15 protein-coding genes and 2 pseudogenes are annotated in these 18,209 nt (G+C 62.7%); 12 read left to right on the top strand and 5 right to left on the bottom strand.

Translation table 11 applies throughout. From position 1 onward, the window contains the following. Positions 1-338: 338 nt before the first annotated feature. On the bottom strand, positions 339-2,216 hold the full coding sequence (locus tag EN749_RS12430) for an efflux RND transporter permease subunit (protein WP_245491368.1): 1,878 nt from the start codon (positions 2,214-2,216) through the stop codon (positions 339-341). Positions 2,217-2,267: 51 nt separating this feature from the next. Between EN749_RS12430 and EN749_RS12425 the strand changes: the two are divergent. Both EN749_RS12425 and EN749_RS12420 read left to right on the top strand, forming a co-directional pair. Continuing rightward, positions 2,268-3,668: pseudogene (locus EN749_RS12425) on the top strand (sugar ABC transporter ATP-binding protein); the annotation flags it as partial. After that, entirely contained in the window at positions 3,652-4,542 is an 891-nt protein-coding gene (locus EN749_RS12420) for a hydroxymethylglutaryl-CoA lyase (RefSeq protein WP_127397077.1), read from the top strand. The pseudogene EN749_RS12425 and the gene EN749_RS12420, both read left to right, overlap by 17 nt. A 510-nt stretch (positions 4,543-5,052) precedes the next feature. Here EN749_RS12420 and EN749_RS12415 read toward each other — a convergent pair. Then, complete coding sequence (locus EN749_RS12415; RefSeq protein WP_256746366.1) at positions 5,053-5,889, bottom strand: IclR family transcriptional regulator; 837 nt, start codon at positions 5,887-5,889, stop codon at positions 5,053-5,055. Positions 5,890-6,119: 230 nt separating this feature from the next. Here EN749_RS12415 and EN749_RS12410 point away from each other — a divergent pair, with 230 nt between their 5' ends. The 9 genes and pseudogenes from EN749_RS12410 (at position 6,120) to dusA (ending at position 15,682) form a co-directional block, all read left to right on the top strand. After that, entirely contained in the window at positions 6,120-7,727 is a 1,608-nt protein-coding gene (locus EN749_RS12410) for an aldehyde dehydrogenase family protein (RefSeq protein ID WP_210214717.1), read from the top strand. An 86-nt stretch (positions 7,728-7,813) separates the two neighbouring features. After that, positions 7,814-9,112 (top strand): aspartate aminotransferase family protein, encoded by a 1,299-nt coding sequence (locus EN749_RS12405; RefSeq protein WP_245491366.1) that lies wholly within the window; start codon positions 7,814-7,816, stop codon positions 9,110-9,112. 62 nt (positions 9,113-9,174) lie between these two features. Beyond that, on the top strand, positions 9,175-10,344 hold the full coding sequence (locus EN749_RS12400) for an FAD-binding oxidoreductase (protein ID WP_127270694.1): 1,170 nt from the start codon (positions 9,175-9,177) through the stop codon (positions 10,342-10,344). Between the two features lie 39 nt (positions 10,345-10,383). After that, positions 10,384-11,145, top strand: a complete 762-nt coding sequence (locus EN749_RS12395; protein ID WP_128289153.1) for an amino acid ABC transporter ATP-binding protein — start codon at positions 10,384-10,386, stop codon at positions 11,143-11,145. After that, the gene (locus tag EN749_RS12390; RefSeq protein WP_127380150.1) at positions 11,142-11,786 is read left to right on the top strand and encodes an amino acid ABC transporter permease; all 645 of its coding nucleotides are present in this window, start codon (positions 11,142-11,144) and stop codon (positions 11,784-11,786) included. The genes EN749_RS12395 and EN749_RS12390 overlap by 4 nt, the downstream gene beginning before the upstream one ends. After that, positions 11,783-12,442 (top strand): amino acid ABC transporter permease, encoded by a 660-nt coding sequence (locus EN749_RS12385; protein ID WP_127270814.1) that lies wholly within the window; start codon positions 11,783-11,785, stop codon positions 12,440-12,442. The genes EN749_RS12390 and EN749_RS12385 overlap by 4 nt, the downstream gene beginning before the upstream one ends. Positions 12,443-12,480: 38 nt before the next feature. Then, on the top strand, positions 12,481-13,296 hold the full coding sequence (locus EN749_RS12380; RefSeq protein ID WP_189367485.1) for a transporter substrate-binding domain-containing protein: 816 nt from the start codon (positions 12,481-12,483) through the stop codon (positions 13,294-13,296). Positions 13,297-13,724: 428 nt separating this feature from the next. Continuing rightward, positions 13,725-13,868, top strand: a pseudogene (locus EN749_RS38745) (DUF932 domain-containing protein); the annotation flags it as partial. 815 nt (positions 13,869-14,683) lie between these two features. Beyond that, positions 14,684-15,682, top strand: coding sequence for a tRNA dihydrouridine(20/20a) synthase DusA (gene dusA / locus EN749_RS12365; RefSeq protein WP_128363235.1), 999 nt, complete (start codon positions 14,684-14,686; stop codon positions 15,680-15,682). Positions 15,683-15,692: 10 nt separating this feature from the next. Here the strand turns inward: dusA and EN749_RS12360 are convergent, their stop codons facing one another. Then, positions 15,693-16,397, bottom strand: coding sequence for a TIGR02281 family clan AA aspartic protease (locus EN749_RS12360; protein ID WP_128363234.1), 705 nt, complete (start codon positions 16,395-16,397; stop codon positions 15,693-15,695). 7 nt (positions 16,398-16,404) lie between these two features. Then, a complete protein-coding gene (locus EN749_RS12355) occupies positions 16,405-16,638 on the bottom strand; it encodes a DUF1289 domain-containing protein (protein WP_027036625.1) in 234 nt (77 codons plus the stop codon). Positions 16,639-16,835: 197 nt separating this feature from the next. Between EN749_RS12355 and EN749_RS12350 the strand changes: the two genes are divergently transcribed. Continuing rightward, positions 16,836-17,834, top strand: a complete 999-nt coding sequence (locus tag EN749_RS12350; protein WP_128363233.1) for a nicotinate-nucleotide--dimethylbenzimidazole phosphoribosyltransferase — start codon at positions 16,836-16,838, stop codon at positions 17,832-17,834. A gap of 12 nt (positions 17,835-17,846) precedes the next feature. Here the strand turns inward: EN749_RS12350 and EN749_RS12345 are convergent. Further along, positions 17,847-18,209, bottom strand: a 363-nt coding sequence (locus tag EN749_RS12345; RefSeq protein WP_145990906.1) for an ATP-binding protein, incomplete at its 5' end; no start/stop codon positions are given.

Here is an 18,209-nt window from a genome sequence, read left to right as displayed (position 1 = left end):
GGGCATGCCAGTGCGACCGCCTGGATCGGGCTTGTCGCGGACCAGTTCGATCGATCAATTCCCCTCGGAGGTCGAACGCGAAAAACATTCACCTTTGCGGAAGTTCACTCGCGCTCGGCCGAACTCACGCCCCTAGATCCGAAGCCGCCGCTCCCGCCACGCTTCAAGAACGACTGCTGTGCGCCTGATATCGGACGAGCAACCCGCCCTGCATATCTGCCAATACCGGACATTTGCGCCTGGCAATTGGTGCAACTCCCGTCTCTCTCCAAAAATAGGGAAACCAACCGAAGCATAGTTCCGGTCCTCGACAAAAGCGAACCACGGGGTAGTCTCTGTCATGCCTGCGGAACCAGGCGCTCCACATCGTTGACCTTTGCGGCGACATCGGTCGGCTGCGGTTCGCTTATCCGGAACCAGGCGACGTAGAGCGCGGGCAGGAAGATCAGCGTCAGGATCGTCGCCCCGGTTAGGCCGCCGATGATCGCATAGGCCATCGGTCCCCAAAAGACGGTCGGCGCGATCGGGATCATGCCGAGCGAGGCGGCGGATGCGGTGAGCAGTATCGGACGGGTGCGGTGGATCGTGGCGGTGACCACCGCGTCCCACGGATGCATTCCCGCGTTCCTCTCGTGCTCGACCTGATCGATCAAGATCACCGAGTTGCGCGCGATCATGCCGCCAAGCGCCAGCACGCCGAGGATCGCGACGAAACCGAGCGGAGCGTTCGCGAGCAGCAGGGCCGCAACCACGCCGATGATGCCTAGCGGTGCGACGCTCAGCACCAGGAATACGCGCTGGAAGCTTTTGAGCTGGAACATGAGGATGGTCAGCACCAGCAGCATCATGGCAGGCACGACGGCCATCACTGAATCCTTTGCCTTGGCGCTCTCCTCGACCGAACCGCCTGTCGCGACATGGTAGCCCGCGGGCAGGGTTGCCGCGAGTTCGTCGATCCTGGGCTGGACCGCCTTGATGGCCGTGGCGGGCAGGACGCCCGGCACGACGTCGGCTTGCACCGTAAGCGTCGGGACGCGATTGCGACGCCAGACGATCGGGTATTCCTGCGTGTACTCGAAGTTCGCGATCTGCCTTAGCGGAACCACATGCCCACCCGGCAACGGGATCTGGAGCGAGCGCAGCGATTCGACCGAAGTCCGTTGCGACTGTTCGGCGCGCGCCACCACGTCGATAAGATAGATGCTGTCGCGCACCTGCGTCACCGTCACGCCGGACACGACGGCGTTGAGCGCGGTCGCCACCACCGCGGAGCTTAACCCCAGCTGCCTGGCCTGTTCCTGGTCGACACGGATGCGCATCGCGCGCGCTGGTTCGACCCAGTCAAAGTTCACGTTGCGCACGCTCGCCGCGCTCCCCATCAGATCTGCGACCTGCAGGGCGATCGAACGGACCTGTTCGGGGTCCGGGCCGCTCACGCGGTATTTCACAGGCCAGCCGACCGGAGGTCCGAGCTCGAGCGGATAGACGCGCGCGACGACCTGGGGGAAGCGCGTCGCCAGTGCCTCTTCGAGGCGCGCGCGCACCAGCTCACGCTCTTCCAAGCCCTTCGTCACGATGACGGACTGGGCGAAGTATGGATTGGGCAGGGCGACGTCGAGCGGCAGGTAGAAGCGGATCGCGCCCTGGCCGACATAGGTGGAGAAGCGCTCGATATCAGGATCGCCGGCGAGGAATTCTTCGAACTCGCTGATCATGTCCCGCGTCGCCAGAATCGACGCGTTGTCCTGCAGCTTCAGGTCGACCAGGAGTTCGGAGCGATCCGACGCCGGGAAGAACTGCTCCGGCACGAAACGTGTGCCGAGAAGCGCCAGCGCAAACATTGCGATCGTCGCCAAAATGGTGATCCACCTGGCGCGCATGGCGGCCAGCAGGAAACGCTTGAACAGACGCATCGGCGCGCCCAGTGTCTCGCCGTGTGCATGCTTGGGTGGCTTCATAACCGCCACGCCGACGACCGGCGCGAAGAGTCCGGAGACCACCCAGGATGCGAGCAGAGCGATCGCAACCACGGCGAACAGAGAGAAGGTGTATTCGCCGGCGTCGCTGCGCGCAAAGCCGACCGGCACGAAGCCGGCGATGATGACCAGCGTACCCGTGAGCCGCGGCATGGCGGTCGAGGAGTAGGCGAACTCGGCGGCGGTCCGTTTGTCGTCGCCGCGTTCGAGGCGACTCACCAGGGTTTCGATGAAGATCATCGCGTCATCGACCAGCAGGCCGAGGGCGATGATGAGGGCGCCGAGAGAGATGCGCTGCTCGGCGAGAACGGTGCGGGGAAGTCGACGTTGACCAAGGTGCTGGCCGGCCTCTATCCGCTGACGTCGGGCGAGATGCTGATTGACGGCAAACCGGTTGGCTTTTCCTCGCCCGCCGATGCCATGAAGCACGGCATCGCCATGGTGTTCCAGGAAACCAATCTCATCCCGTCGATGAATGTCGCCCAGAACATCCTCCTCGGCGAGGAGAGCTTCTTCAACCGGTTGCGCGGCATCAACATCAAGGCGCAGCAGCATCTGCAGCGGCTGAACTTCCATGTCGAGCCGACCGCGCTGGTGTCGACGCTCGGCGCCGCCAAGAAGCAGATGGTCGAGATCGCCCGCGCGGTTCACCACAAGGCCCGCATCTTCATCTTCGACGAGCCGACGGCGACGCTGACGCCGGAGGAAAAGCAGCACTTCTTCGCCCTGGTCGAGCGGCTGAAAGGCGAGGGCGCTTCCATCATCTTCATTTCACACGCGCTGGAAGAAGCGCTGTCGATCGCCGACCGCATCAGCGTGCTGCGCGACGGCGCGCTGATCGTCACCGACGATGCGCGCAATCTCACCCGCGAGAAAATCGTCCAGGCGATGGTTGGCCGGCAACTGACCGATACGCTCTATGGCGACGATGCCGCCAAACACGTCGCGCGCCGACCGGGCGAAAAGGTGCTGGCGCTCGAGAACGTCTCGATGGGTAAGGCGGTGCGCAGCGCCACGCTGTCGGTCTTTGCCGGCCAGGTGACCGGGCTGTTCGGCCTGGTCGGTGCCGGCCGCACCGAAATGATGAAGATCGCGGCGGGCGTTTTGAAGCGTGACTTCTTCCATGGTGGCCGCATCACGCTGCGCGGTGAGGTGGTGCACTTCCGCGTGCCACGGCAGGCCGTGCGGCGCGGCGTCGCCTATATCACAGAGGACCGCAAGCTCGACGGCCTATTCGACACGATGGGCATCGCCCAGAACGTATTCCTCGGCAAGCTGGCCAAGGGCTCCAATCCGGTCTCCGTAATCCGCCTTGGCGAAGCGCGCCGGCAATCGGCCGAATGGATCGAGACGATGAAGGTCCGCACGATCGGCGCCAATGCTCGGGTGGTCGAGCTTTCCGGCGGCAATCAGCAGAAAGTGGTCATCGCCAAATCGCTAATCCAGGCGCCGTCGCTGGTCATCTTCGACGAGCCGACGCGCGGCGTCGATGTCGGCGCCATCGCCGAGATCCATCAGATTATCGAGCGGCTTGCCGATGCGGGCGCGGCCGTCGTCGTTATCTCGTCCTATCTGCCTGAAATCCTCAATCTGTCGGACCGCATACTGGTGGCGCGCCAGGGCCGTATCGTCGAGGAGATGACCATCGACGAGGCCTCCGAAGAAAAGATCATGTATGCCGCCGTCCATTGAATCGCCCGGTGGGGATCGGCAGGCCACGATCGTCGAAGTCGGTCCGCGCGACGGCCTGCAGAACGAAAAGCGGCTGGTCTCGACCGGGCAGAAGCTGCGCCTGATCGGCATGCTGGCCGATTGCGGCTTCGCCCGCATCGAGGCGACGGCTTTCGTCTCGCCGAAATGGGTGCCGCAGATGGCCGATCATGATGAGGTCATGCGGCGCGCCGTGCGGCGTCCGGGGCTTACGCTGTCCGCGCTGGTGCCCAACGAGCAAGGTGCGCGGGCCGCGATCGCGGCCGGCGCGCAGGAACTCGCGGTCTTCAGCAGCGCCTCCGAGACGTTTTCGAAACGAAACACCAATTGTACCATCGAGGAAGGGCTGGCTCGTTTTGTGCCAGTGATCGCGCGGGCCGCCGAGCATTCCTTGCCGGTGCGGGGCTATGTCTCCTGTGCCGTCGATTGTCCCTATGAAGGCCCGATCGAACCCGGCGCGGCCGCGAGAGTCGTCGCGCGCCTGCGCGATCTCGGCTGCGCCGAAATCGCCGTTGCCGACACGATCGGCAGGGCGACACCCGAGCGCGTGCATGCCATGGTGCTGGCAACCCTCGAAGAAGCAGAGGCTGCGCGGCTGGCCGGGCATTTCCACGACACCGGCGGCCTGGCGCTCGCCAACGTCGATACCGCCTGGGACCTCGGGCTCAGGGTGTTCGATGCCGCTGCCGGCGGGCTAGGCGGCTGTCCCTACGCGCCCGGTGCGGCCGGCAATCTTCGCAGCGGCGCGCTGGTGGCGCACCTTGCGTCGAAAGGGATTTCCACCGGCATAAATCGCGAATTGCTGGCCGGTATCGAAACCATGCTTACCGAGGGTAAGTTTTTCGCCGAGCCATAAAACCACGACAACCCCGCAGCAAGTTTGCCTGAAATCAGTGCCGTCCCGATCTTCGGGGCTGGCGTCTCGGAAAATGCGACACGAGCTATTATTGCTGCCTTGGCTGCCCGCTCGGCTTAGCAAAATTTGACGAGGCATCGAATTTTTGGCGCGCGTGCCGCCCTTGTTGCGAACGTCAGTACCAATGCCCCGATCGCCTTCACACCGAATGGAGAGTGTCGGCGATCGTTGCCATCAGGTTCTGCATGTCGACCCGCATCGACTATTGATCGCTTTCGGCCAGGTCGACAGCTTCACGCCGACGAAATCGCGCTGGTGATCGATGTCGATTATCTGCCATCCGAGCAGCTACTCTGAATGCAATGGGCGAGCCTCCAAGTTTAAGGTTTTCTATTGGGTGGTTCTCAGAGGGATGGAGCCGGACATTCACTTCCGTCGAGAACCTATCGCGAACTACAGGTTCAAAGCGCAACATCTCTTCGCGCGATGACCGGCCTCTCAAGCACCGACCTATCGCTGATCCGCTGCAGCACTCTTTGCGGCCATAGCCGATCCGTTGTAGGCGTGCATCTGCGCCAGCTTCGCCATGCGCTGGGCGGCTTCTGCGAGCGCCGAGCAATGCTGCTTGAAGTTTTGCTCTATGATCTGACCGTAGGGTCCCGTAAGTCCCACCGCGTACATCACCTCACCGCTCGTCGGCCTTATCGGAAATGCAATCGAGCCCAGGCCCGGAACATGCTCGGCCAGGTCCATGGCATAGCCCTGCTGCCGAACCTCCGCCAATTCCCTGGTCAACTCCGCGATCTTCGTTTTAGTCCGATCGGTATAGCTGCGCAGCTCGGTCGCCAGGATCCTGTTCACGGTCTCCTGCGGATGAAACGCAAGGATCGCCTTGGCCGAAGCGGTCGCATTTACAGGCATGGCCATACCCGGCATGACATAGGTCCGGACCGGAGTATCGGGCGCGACGCAGGTGACCGAGCGCACCTCGGTACCGTCGAACTTCGACAGGAACGCCGACTGGCCGGTGCGGTCGGCCAAATCCTGAAGCGGTCGCTGCGCGAGCGTCGTCAGCCAGCCGCTATCCGGAGACATCTGTAGCAGCTGCAGCAAGCGATCGCCGAGGCGGTATGTCCGATTGCGAACGCTCTCGGCGGTGATCATCCCGCTTTCGATCAAGGCATGCAGCAGCCTGTTGATCGTGGTTTTGGGCAGTCCAAGCGTCGTTTCGAGCTCGATCGCCGTCAAGCCATGCTCGAACGGCGCGACCGTTTCCATGATCGAGATGTAGCGCTCGAGGGGACTGTCCTTGGCGCTCGGCTTCTTCGATTTCGTATTCAAGGGCACCTACGCCGATCTGACAATTGCGACTGCAAGAAGGTTATCGTTCAAAACAGACATGAGGGGCAAGGTCGGTCTCTCGTTATCCCGCCGCGCGTCGAGTCCGAGGGGCTCCGTAGAATAGCCGAACGGCCGCACGCCCTCGGCTGTCGGGCTCCGCCAGGTAACCCGAACCCGAAACCTCCTCCCGAACAATACCGAAATTCGGTATTATTTCCATTTTATGGTCCCCTCGATTGACTCGCAAGCCAAATCCTGATTATCGGGATAAATACCGATTTTCGGAGGAACTTGAAATGGCTGAACTCCCGCGTGTGACCTACTCGAACATCGGGGTGGATTTTTCCCCTGTTCACGCTCACCTCGATGCAATGATCCCGGATTTCGAGAAGAACACACTGGATCGCGAGTGGTCGACGCCGTATGCGACTGGCGCTCGGAAAGAGATCCTGAGCCCTATCGACAAGAAGATCTCTCTCGGCAAGTTCCCGGTTTCAATCCCGTCGGACGTCAAGTCCGCGATCCAGGCAGCCCGGGCCGGCGCGAAGGCCTGGAACCGTTCGACGCTGGACGATCGCCTTGCATTCGGCACTCGCTGGCGAGAGGCACTGGCGGAGCGGAAATATGACCTCGGTTTGGCGGCGCTCTACGAGATCGGAAAGTCCCGCATCGAGGCAGTCGGCGAAGCCGAGGAATGCCTCGACATGGTCGAGTACTACGCATCGGAGATGAAGGCGAACAACGGGTTCGTCCGGCCCATGAACGTGTTGGTCGAAAACGAGACTGCTACGAGCGTCATGAAGCCCTATGGCGTCTTCGCGGTCATCGCTCCTTTCAACTTTCCGCTCGCCTTGTCGATCGGCATGGTCTCGGGTGCGCTGTTGACAGGCAATGCGGTGGTCTACAAGCCGTCGCCGGGTTGCGCGCTGACCGGACTGCTGATTGCCGAAACGCTTCGCAAAGCGGGATTGCCCGAAGGTGTTTTCAACATCGTGCTTGGCGATGGAGAGGTGGGGCGCCTTCTTGCCACCGATAACGGCATCGACGGCGTTGCATTCACCGGCTCCCATAAGACCGGCATGAGCATCTTCCGTCATATGGCAACGCTGCCCCACATGAAGCCCGTCATCGCCGAAATGGGTGGCAAGAACCCCGCCTACGTGACGAGCAAGGCCGACCTCGACCGCGCGGCGCAGGGGGTGGCGCGCTCCGCTTTTGGCCTGCAAGGCCAGAAGTGCTCCGCATGCTCGGTCGTGTATGTCGACGAGAAGGTCAAGGCGGAATTCATCGAGAAACTGGTAGCGTTCGCTGGAAAGCTGGTGGTCGGAGATCCTCGTAAGGCCGAGACCTTTATGGGCCCTGTCTATGGCGACGCCACAGTCGGCCGTTTCCAGGCAGCGCTGTCGGAAGTCGAGGGCAAAGGCAAGGTGCATTTTGGGGGCGCCGCCCTGGGCCAGGGATTTGCGAACAACTACGTCCTGCCGACGGTCGTCGAACTTGATGGTCCGGGCCGGCTGACCCGCGACGAACTCTTCATGCCTTTCGTGGTCGTCCGCGGTTTTGATAGTCTCGATGCCGCGATCGAAGAGGGCAACGACATCGCCTACGGATTGTCGGCCGGCATCTTTACCAACGACCAAAAAGAGTTGCGTCACTTCCTCGACACCGCCGAAGCGGGGGTTCTCTATGCCAACCGTGCGAGCGGCGCAACGACGGGTGCATGGCCAGGCGCGCAGCCATTCTGCGGCTGGAAGGGCACCGGGGTCAGCGGCAAGGGCGGTCTCGGCTCCTGGTTCCTGCCACAGTACCTGCGCGAGCAGAGCCACACGATCATGACCAAGTGATCGAAAGAGGTCGCGCCCTTCGTCGCGGCCATCCAAGGCTGTCTCCTTCATCGGTTTACAAGATTATGCGCCACTATCCAGATTCAATGCCGAAGTCCCGCGAGATGTTCGAACGGGCCCGCAAGGTCATGCCGGGAGGAAACACCCGGACAACGGTCTTCATCGACCCGTTTCCGATCTATGCCCAGCGCGGCGAGGGCTGCCGCGTCTGGGACGTCGATGGAAACGTCTACTACGACTGCATCAACAATTTCACGGCCATGATCCATGGCTACGGCCATCCCGCCGTCACGGCCGCGGTGGTGGACCAGATGCCCCGGGGATCGGCTTTCGGAGCGCCCACCGAGAGCGAACTTGATCTTGCTGAACTGTTGGTGGAGCGCCTCCCGTCAGTCGAGCAGGTTCGCTTCGCCAACTCCGGCACGGAAGGCGTCATGATGGCGATCAAGGCGGCTCGGGCGTTCACCGAGCGGCCGAAGATCGTCAAGATCGAAGGTGCCTACCATGGCTCCTACGACTTCGCGGAAGTCAGCCTGGACAGTTCGCCCGCCAACTGGGGCGACATGCCTGCCTCAACGGCATACGCGAAAGGCACGCCGAAGGGAGTTCTCGATGATGTCATCGCGGTGCCGTTCAACGATACGGAGGCGCTGCGTGCCGTCTTCGACGCGCATGGCGACACGATAGCGGGTGTTCTGATCGACCCGATGCCGAACCGCGCCGGACTTATTCCCGCGCGAAAGGATTATCTCGACGCGATGTTCGAGATCGCTCATGCCGCCGGCTCGCTGGTGATCTTCGACGAGGTGATCTCGCTCCGCCTTGGCTATTCGGGGGCGCAGGGCCTGTGGAGCATCACGCCCGATCTGACGGCTCTCGGCAAGATCATCGGCGGAGGATTCCCGGTCGGCGCCGTCGGCGGCCGCGCCGACGTGATGGCGGTGTTCGATCCAACACGAGGCAAGCCCGCATTGCCGCATGGCGGCACCTTCACCGCGAACCCGGTGACGATGCGAGCCGGTCTGGCGGCGATGCGCGCGTTGACCCCGGCTAGCTTCGCGCATCTGGACGCTATCGGCAGCCTGCTTCGCGAGGGCATCACGGCCTCGCTTGCTCGCCATGGCCTCAACGGGCAGTGCGTCGGTCTCGGCTCGCTCTTCAAAGTTCATTTCACGGCGTTGCCGATCACGGACTACCGGTCAGTCTATCCGGGTGCGTCCGAACGCATGAAGCTCGACCTGTTCCACAAGGGTCTGCTCGACCGCGGCGTGCTTTCGGCGAGTTACGGACTCTTCGCGCTTTCCACCTCCATGACCGAGGAAGACGCACGCGAGATCCTTTCCGCAATCGACGGCGCCCTCGCAGCAATCGCTCCGAAGCAATGACGTAGCGCGTCCAGCGCCGGATCCATCCGGCACGGGACGACGCAGCAACAGATGGAAGTCACATGACAGCTTCTCCTCACGTCGTCGTCATCGGTGCGGGTACCCTCGGTATGTGTTCTGCGCACGCGCTCGCGGAACAGGGCGCTCGCGTCACCGTCATCGACGCACAATCCATTGCGTCAGGATCCAGCGGCCGCTCGGTCGGGGTCGTTGGGACACAGCTCACGGATCCGTTCGAGATACAGCTGCGCATGCAATCGGTGCAGCGCGTCCGCCGGTGGCAAGAGCGCCTCGGTCTCGGCTTCAGCCCTATCGGCTACCTGCGTCTGGCGCGCACCTCCGAGCAGATGGAACTGTTCGCCCGCTCGGTGGAGATCCAGCGCGATGCCGGCTTCAGATCCAGGGTCTACCAGGCGAACGAGCTTCAGCAACTCGTGCCGCACTTGAGTTCAGATGGGCTCGAAGGCGGCATCTTCGGGCCGGACGACGGCTTCCTCGATCCCCACGAAATGTGCACGCTGCTGGCGCAACAGGTGAAGAAGCTCGGCTCCGAGGTTTTCCAGTTCCGCAAGCTGCTTGGTGCCGCGCGGACATCCGGTGGCTATCGGTTGGACACCAGCAAGGGGCCGATCGGCTGCGACTTCGTCGTGAATGCGGCAGGCGCCTGGGCGCCACGCGTTGCCGAGATGCTCGGACAGACGCTGCACATCCACCCCGAGCGCCACGAGGCGCTGACAATCCACTTGGACGCGCCGCTCCCGTACACAATGCCGATGGTCATGGATCTGGTGAACGGGCAGGGCACCGGACTCAACTTTCGGCACGAGAAAGCGGGCGAGCTCATCGCCGAGATACACAAGGTAAGTTCGCCGTCGCCCGAAGATCCGGACAACTACAACGAGCAGTGCGAGGAAGGGTCCAAGGTCATGCTGGCCGAGATGCTGATCGAACGCCTGCCTGATCTGCCGGGCGCCCGGCTCGGCCGGGGCTGGGCAGGCCTCTACCCTGTCACCGCCGACCACCGTCCCTATGTCGGACCAGTCGATCAGTCGGAGCCCGGTCTGATCACCGCGGCCGGTGCGGGCGGCTACGGGATTCAGCTCGCGCCGGTGATTGGGCTGATCGTCGCAGACTGGGTGCTCAAGGGCTCTCCCGCATCGATCCCAGGCACCGAAAGTCTCGCTCCAACTCCGGAAAGAAACGTTCCGGGCACACATACTGCGGCGGCTTGACCAGTGGGACACCGGCGTTAGCGCAAGGACAAAGAAGCCATGCCCGAGGCAGAAAATATCGTACGCATCAAGAACATCAACGTGATCTATGGCGGCCATCACGCCGTGAAGAACGTCTCGCTCGACATCACGCGCGGCGAGGTCGTGGCGATCGTCGGACCCAGCGGCGCGGGGAAGAGCACGCTGCTGCGTGCGATCAACATGCTCGAACAGCCGTCATCCGGCACCCTTGAAGTGGGTGCCATCCGGTTTTCGGTCGACCGCAATCTGTCCGCCGGAGAGCTGCTGAGTCTCCGACGTTCCACCGGGATGGTTTTCCAGTCCTTCAACCTGTTTCCGCACATGACCGTGCAGCGCAACATTTCGCTGCCGCAGATGCGGGTTCTGGGGCGCACCAAGGAGCAGGCGGACGCGCGCACCGCCCAATTGCTCGAACGCGTACACCTTACGGACAAGGCGCAAGCCTATCCGGCGCGCCTGTCGGGTGGCCAGCAGCAGCGTATCGCGATCGCACGCGCCCTGGCTCTTGACCCCAAGGTGATGCTCTTCGACGAACCCACGAGCGCCCTGGATCCCGAACTCGGGCTTGAGGTGTTGGCCGTGATGCGCGAGCTCGCCCAGGAAGGCATGACAATGATCATCGTCACGCACGAGATCGCCTTTGCCGCAGACGTCGCCGACCGCGTAATCGTCATGGCTAATGGAGAGATCATCGAGCAGGGTCCGCCTGATGCCGTGATCCGCAATCCGTCGTCGCCCCGCACGCGGCAGTTCTTCCGTGCCGTGGTCGATCGCAGATGATCGACCTGCTGGTTTCACTGCTCAGAGGCGTTCCGGCCACGCTGCTGGTGACCTTCGGCGCTTTCGGAGTCGGGGCCATCGCAGCCATGCCGCTGGTGCTGATGCGACGTTCCCGGTTGCTTCTGCTAAGCGCGCCGGCGCGCATATACATCGACGTTGTCCGAGGAATCCCGCCGATCGTCTGGCTGTTCATTATTTTCTTCGGATTGGGCAGCGGAGTGATCGTTCTCAGTTCATATCAGGCTGCCATCCTGGGCATGGGGTTGGTGTCAACGGCCTATCTCGCTGAAATCTATAGGGGTGGCTTCCTGGCCCTCTCGAAGGGCCAGCGGGAGGCATCCACGGCGCTCGGTATGTCGCGCCTGGATACGCTGCGCTATATCCTGGCGCCGCAGGTCCTGCGCGTCTCGGTTCCACCCATGGCGACCTTCCTTGTTAGCCTGCTCAAAGACACGACCGTGGCCTCCACGATCGGTGTCCGCGACGTGATGATGTACGCATCGCAGCAGGCTCAAGGCGGCGGCGGCAGCTTCGCGCCGTTCATTTTCGCGGCGCTTCTCTACATCGTGCTGTCCATACCCGTTGTCGTGTTGGCACGCGCCGTGGACGGGCGGCTGCGCTCAAGGGGGCAAGCGAAATGAGCGAGATGCTGGCTAACTGGCTGGACTGGTCGCCCCAGCTTTTCCAAGGAGCTATTGTCAGTCTTCAGTTGGCGGGCCTGGCGCTGCTGTTCGGATTGCCTATCGGCCTCGTTCTTGCGCTTGCCTCTTCCTCTGGAAACAGGCTCGTCCGCTATTTCGCGGTGGTATTGGTCGAGATCGGGCGTGGTGCGCCTGCACTCGTCGTCCTGCAGATGGTCTACTATGGATTGCCTGCTTCCGGGATGACCGTAAGTGCCTTCACCTCTGGCGTGATTGCGTTGGCGCTAACGACAGGCGCCTACACCAGCGAGATCCTTCGCGCCGGTCTGAACGCGGTTCCGCATTGTGAGATCGAGGCGGGCTGGGCGCTCGGCATGACCCGCCGGGACATCCTGCGCTTCGTAGTGATCCCCCAAGGAATCCTGTTCGCAATACCCGCACTGATGGGCTTTGCCATTCTCATCTTCCAGGCGACGGCCCTTACATACACGATCGCCATCCCCGAACTTCTGGCGCGCGCCTATCGCGTGGGTGCGGCCACCTACCTCTACCTCGATGTCCTGATCTTGGCGGGCCTGTTCTATCTCGCCATCACCGTCCCGTTCGGGTGGCTGGTCTCGTACACCGAACGTAGGCTGGGCAGCCATCTCGGCTGACCTGCAATCAAAAACCATCAATGTCAGAGGAGAGCACAGTGAAAAATTGGAGTAAGATTATCTCGGCCGCGGCCATTGCTACGGCCTTGGGTGCTAGCGTCGCGTCCGCACAGGATTGCAAGCCGCAGCACGTTTTCGAAACCGTGTCAGCGGGCAAACTCACAGTCGCGCTTACCAACACCGCTCCGTATTCGCTCGAAAAAGACAGCGGCATCGCGGGTATCGACGGCGATCTCGTGAAGCGTTTTGCCAAGGAGAACTGCCTGGAGATCGCTTATGAGATCTTCACATATCCAGGCGCGGTTTCCGCAGTTCAGTCGCGGCGCGCGGACATCGCGCTTGGCGGCTTCTATCGTACCGCCGCCCGCGCGAAGGTCGTCGCTCTGTCTACGCCGGTCTATCTCGACCAACTGTCCGTCACCTCGACCAACGGCATTGATACTGTCGATGGTCTGCTGGGCAAGAAGGTCGGCACCGTTGAAGGATATTTATGGGTCCAGGACATGGAGAAGCTTTACGAAGGCTCCAAGACCTATCCGTCGTCGCTGAACCTCGCGCAGGACCTTCATGCCGGTCGTATTGAGGCGGCGCTCGACGGCTTCGGCTCCGCTGTCATTCAGAACGAAGGACAGAATTATAAGGTAAATGTGCTGAAACAAGATCCGCGCGTCGATGCGACCATGAACCCGTCGCAGACCGCCTTCCTGCTGGACAAGAGCAACGAGGATCTTGCGAAGGCCGTTGACACGTCCCTAGAAGCTTACCGCAAGGATGGCGCGATCGCGGAAGCGCTCAAGGCTTACGGGCTGGATCCGTCAGCCGCAGATGTCGGTGGCGCCCGCGTCATCGAGTAAGCCGCTGGTATGAAGGGCCGCTCCGCCTGTGCCTCCCGTTTTTAGGAAGAAAATCGAGCGAGGCGGGCGGCCTGGACGTTTGCTGCGCGGCTGCGATCCGAGCGTGTGCTAAATGCCTGCCGTCGACTACGTCGCCGCCGATGCCTACATCAATTCGGACGCCGGCAGGATCATGGCCTCGCCGGGCGACCAGATGTCGATTGAACCGCAGGATCCAGCCTGACGAATGGGACGTGGCAGTGCTGGTCGATTGGCTTCAGCGCGAGACACTGGCGACTGTCAGCTCGCCGACCTCATCCAAGGCGAGGAGCTTCCCTCGCTTTACGCCCGTTCCTGCTGTGCAGAGCAGTGCCGCTGGCTCGCACCTTGGCTATAGAGCTTCTATCAACGCGCAGTGTGCATGATCGCATCTGTGGAGCGCGGGAGGTTTCGAGGGGAACACGATCTGGCATTTGAAGTTTGCTCCTAGGGCAGCGCCTGCTTTGACGAGCTTCGCCAACTCAAGTCTTGCGCCCTTCCGAGAGAAGATTGTCGCCGGTAGTGACGAAGAGCGCGAAAACTTATTGCGCAAGCTTGACTGCGGCGCTGGCGCACCGGCGGAAGTCTGCTGTTCGGGCTTCGTGCTGGCCGTTGCTCGCGCCAACCGTGGCTAAGTTCGCCGTCCCATCCACTCTTCACGCCGTTCAGCATCGAACGCCTGCCGACCCTTCGCGGCCCATAGATCTTGTGCATGCTCGCCTTCAGCGCTCTGCAATTTGTCGGCCGCCTATCCCGCTGGTTGCCTTTTCCAACGAGGCCAAGCCTCTTCAGGGCGATCCGCGCGAGATCAACCGGTTCGACCTTGACGGGCAGCCCGTGCACCGCAGCGGCATGAGCCAGAATGAGTTTCACGAAACCGATGTCGATGCCTAGCGTCACCGGTCCAGCACCTTGGGCAGCCCGGTCACGGCCGAAACGAATGAGCCGCTCGCGATCGAGAGCCGCGATGTTGCACTTGCCGAGATGTCTTTGGAACAAAGCGAGGGCCGCGGCCTTGGAGCGGCGAGGGGACTTGCCTACATCGCACATGTCGTCGATATGAAGGTCGATGAGTTCGCCGAAGGTTTTCAGGCGCGCTGTTCGAGACTTTGTCGGTGTCTCACCGCGACGACTTGGCGCTCGGTTTCGTCGCCCAGCGGCGTGCGTCGTCTCGGCGCAGGAAGGTTTCGCTGACGTAGCGACCTTTGCGACGGACCTGGACACGCCAGGACCCGGACGAGAGCTTTGTGTAGGTGGCCATTTTTCGTGTGCGCTCCGTGTGCACTGAGAGCGTGGCGAAAAAGGGTCGTATTCTGGCGTAAATTCGTGTGCACTCGGCAGGTTCTAACGATTTGATGTTAAAGAAAAAATGCTGAAAAATCAAGATCATAAAGTGGCCGTGGCCCCGATGATGGACTGGACGGACCGGCATTGCCGGTTCTTCCACCGCCAGCTGACAAGCCATGCGCTGCTTTACACCGAGATGGTGGTGGCCGACGCGGTCATCCATGGCGCGCGCGAGCGGCTGCTCGGCTTCGATGCGGTGGAACATCCGGTCGCGCTGCAGCTCGGCGGCTCGGATCGTGAAAAGCTCGCCGAGGCTGCCCGCATTGGCGAGGCCTTTGGCTATGACGAGATCAACCTCAATGTCGGCTGTCCGTCAGACCGCGTCCAGTCGGGCACGTTCGGTGCCTGCCTGATGAAAGTGCCGGACCTCGTCGCCGGCTGCATCGCGGCGATGAAAGCGGCGGTGAAGATCCCCGTGACCGTTAAATGCCGTATCGGCGTCGACGAGCAGGATCCGGAGCCGGCCCTGGATGCGCTGGCGGATGGGGTTTTCGATGCCGGCGCCGACGCGTTGTGGGTGCATGCACGCAAGGCGTGGCTGGAAGGGCTGAGTCCCAAGGAAAACCGAGACATCCCGCCGCTCGATTACAGCAGAGTCTATCGACTGAAGGCAAAAAAGAATAACAAATTCATAGGTCTAAATGGTGGAATTCAGTCGATTGAAGAGGCGCAGAAGCATCTCGGTCATGTCGATGGCGCGATGCTTGGCCGCGCCGCCTACCACACGCCCGGCATTCTGGCCGGCGTCGATGCCGCTTTCTACGGCGTCCAGTCCGAGCCGTTCGATTTCGCCGCGCTGATCGATGCGATGGCGGACTATGCGGCACGCCATATCGAGCAGGGTGGGCGGCTTGGCCATGTCACCCGCCATATGGTCGGACTGTTCCATGGCCTGCCCGGTGCGCGCCGCTACCGGCAGATCCTGTCCACGGACGCGACAAAACCCGGGGCCGGCCCGGACGTGCTGAAGACGGCTTACGCGGCCGTCGAGTTCGGTGGCGCAGCAGCCGAAGCGGCTTGAGCTTCGGGGATCAATCCCTGAGGATCATGCGGTCGCCGCGCACGTCAAAACCCGACAATGAACCGATGAAGTTCATGCCGAGCAGGCTCTGGCTGAGCATGCCGGGTGCGGCGATCATCACCGACATATCCCTGCGCATGATGCCGCCGATCGCAATCTGATCGGTTTTCACGGCCGCGGCGCGTGCCATGCCGTTGGCGGTCGAAACCGGTATGGTGTAGTTGAGCGCCGCTGGATTGAATCCGGCGGCCTGCGCATCCTGCGACGTCAGCACGGTGCTGGTTGCGCCGGTATCCACCACGGCCCGGACCGGGTTCCCATTGACCAGGATGCGCGCTTCGAAATGGCCGTTGTCAGCCTTGTCGAGCGTCACCGTGGCGTGGCCGTCCTCGACGCCAAGCGCAAGCGGGCTGCCGGGAACAAGGCCCGCGGTCACCCGGCTGGCGACATCCTGCAACTCATAGCGATACTGGTAGCCGGCGATCAGCGCGAGTGCGATCGCCGCCCAGGCGCCGAGATTGCGGGCCATGGCGCCCAGGGGCCGGCCCGAGCGAAGCAGGCCGGCGCCGATAAGGGCGCCAAAGGCACCGAGCCAGATCAGCCGGCTAAAATCGTTGTTCTCGACGCCGAGTGTGCTGCCGGCGGAATCATTGAGCATGAGCAGGACTGCTCCCACCCCGATCACGGCCATCAAAATCCAGAACAACCGGCTCATCCGCACCTCACGATAGCGCGTCGCGTTCGCGCGCCATGCGGGTGCGGCGCGTTTCCCGGCGCGGCCGGCGCTCGACCGTCTCCAGCCGGGCCGGCAATTGCGCCATGACGCTGCGGCGCGTTTCCGTCGTCATCCCGATCCAGGCGCCGATTTCCTCGCGCGTGCGACCGCAACCGAAACAGAAGCCGGTTTTCATGTCGATCGAACAGACCAGGATGCACGGGGATTCGATGGCCGTCATGACTTTCTCTTGGGCTTCCATCCGGAATCCCTTGTTCCACCTCCACATGGTGCAATGGCAAAGCCAATGCAAGCCCTCGCGATTGCGCCCTTCGGGGCCGGCTTTGCGGCAAATGCAGGCCCATCATCCCGGAGGTTGTGCCAACCCCGCAAGGCGGCTATGCCGCTCACCAACTCCAGGGAATGATCGATAACAAGATGACCAGCGCACTGCCTTTCGACGATTTTCGCAACCTGTTGGCCAACCTGCCGGCGGCCGACACGGCAGCCGAGACCCGCGTGCGCACGCTGTTTGCCAAGGCCGACAAACCAGGCAATTCGCTTGGCCGCATCGAGGATACCGCCGCCTGGCTGGCCGGCTGGAGCGGGCGGGCTCCGCCCGCGGTGACACGACCGCTGATGGCGGTCTTTGCCGGCAATCACGGCGTCACGCGCCACGCCATATCGCCACGGCCGGTGGCGGCGACCGCCAACGCGGTCGAACTTTGCGCCGCGGGAGGTGCCGCGGTCAACCAGATCTGCATTGCCTACGATCTCGGGCTGAAGGTTTTCGATCTTGCCCTGCATATCCCGACCGCCGACATCACCGAAGAGGACGCGCTGGACGAGCGTGGCTGTGCCGCCACCATGGCCTTCGGCATGGAAGCGATCGCCGGCGGCACCGACCTTTTGTGTCTCGGCGATCTCGGCGTCGGCAACTCGACCGTCGCCGCCGCCCTGTTCGCGGCACTGTTCGGGGGCAGGGGCGCCGATTGGGTCGGCCCGGGATCGGGCGCCGATGCGGCGATGCAGGCACGCAAAGCCGACGTGGTCGATGCGGCGCTGGCTTTTCATGGCGGCCATCTCGGCGACCCGCTCGAGGCGCTGCGCCGGGTCGGTGGCCGTGAATTCGCGGCGATCGCCGGCGCCATCCTTGCCGCGCGGATGCAGAAGATCCCGGTGCTGCTCGACGGATTGGCGGCGACGGCAGCCGCAGCGGTACTGCATGGCGTCAATCCCACAGCGCTCGAGCATTGCCTTCTGGCCAGCCTGTCGCCGGAACCCGCGCATGCACGCGCCGCCCAACGGCTAGGGCTGCGCCCGTTGCTTGATTTGGGTATCAGCCATGGCGAAGGGGCAGGGGCCGCCCTTGCTGCGGGGCTGGTCAAGGCCGCCGCGCTGACCAGTTCGGGCATGGCAGCTGCGGTACGTGGCTAGAGTCTTGCCGGATTACCGTCGTCGAGCCGCCACCGCCGCGGTCGGCAGTGCCGGCAGTTCCTCCATCACCCGGCTGAGCGGGAAGATCGCGATCGCCTCGGTCCCTTCGCGCAGCTTGGAATGAAGTTCGAACTCGCCGCCATGCATGGCGAGCAGCCCTTGCACGATCGGCAGGCCAAGCCCGGTGCCTTGCTCGGCGCTCTTGATGGCGATCGAGCCCTGGCCGAAGGCGGAAAGCACGATCGGGATCTCGTCTTCCGGTATGCCCGGTCCGTTGTCCTTGATTGAAATGTATTGTCCGCCGCCCGCCGTCCAACCAACGCGGACACGGATTTCACCGCCGGTAGCGGTGAATTTTATCGCATTCGACAGAAG

The sequence above is a fragment of the Mesorhizobium sp. M7A.F.Ca.ET.027.02.1.1 genome, assembly GCF_004022985.1.
Lineage (GTDB): Bacteria > Pseudomonadota > Alphaproteobacteria > Rhizobiales > Rhizobiaceae > Mesorhizobium.
The sequence above is the reverse complement of the archived record's forward strand: the minus strand, read 5'-3'. Positions and strand labels throughout refer to the sequence as shown.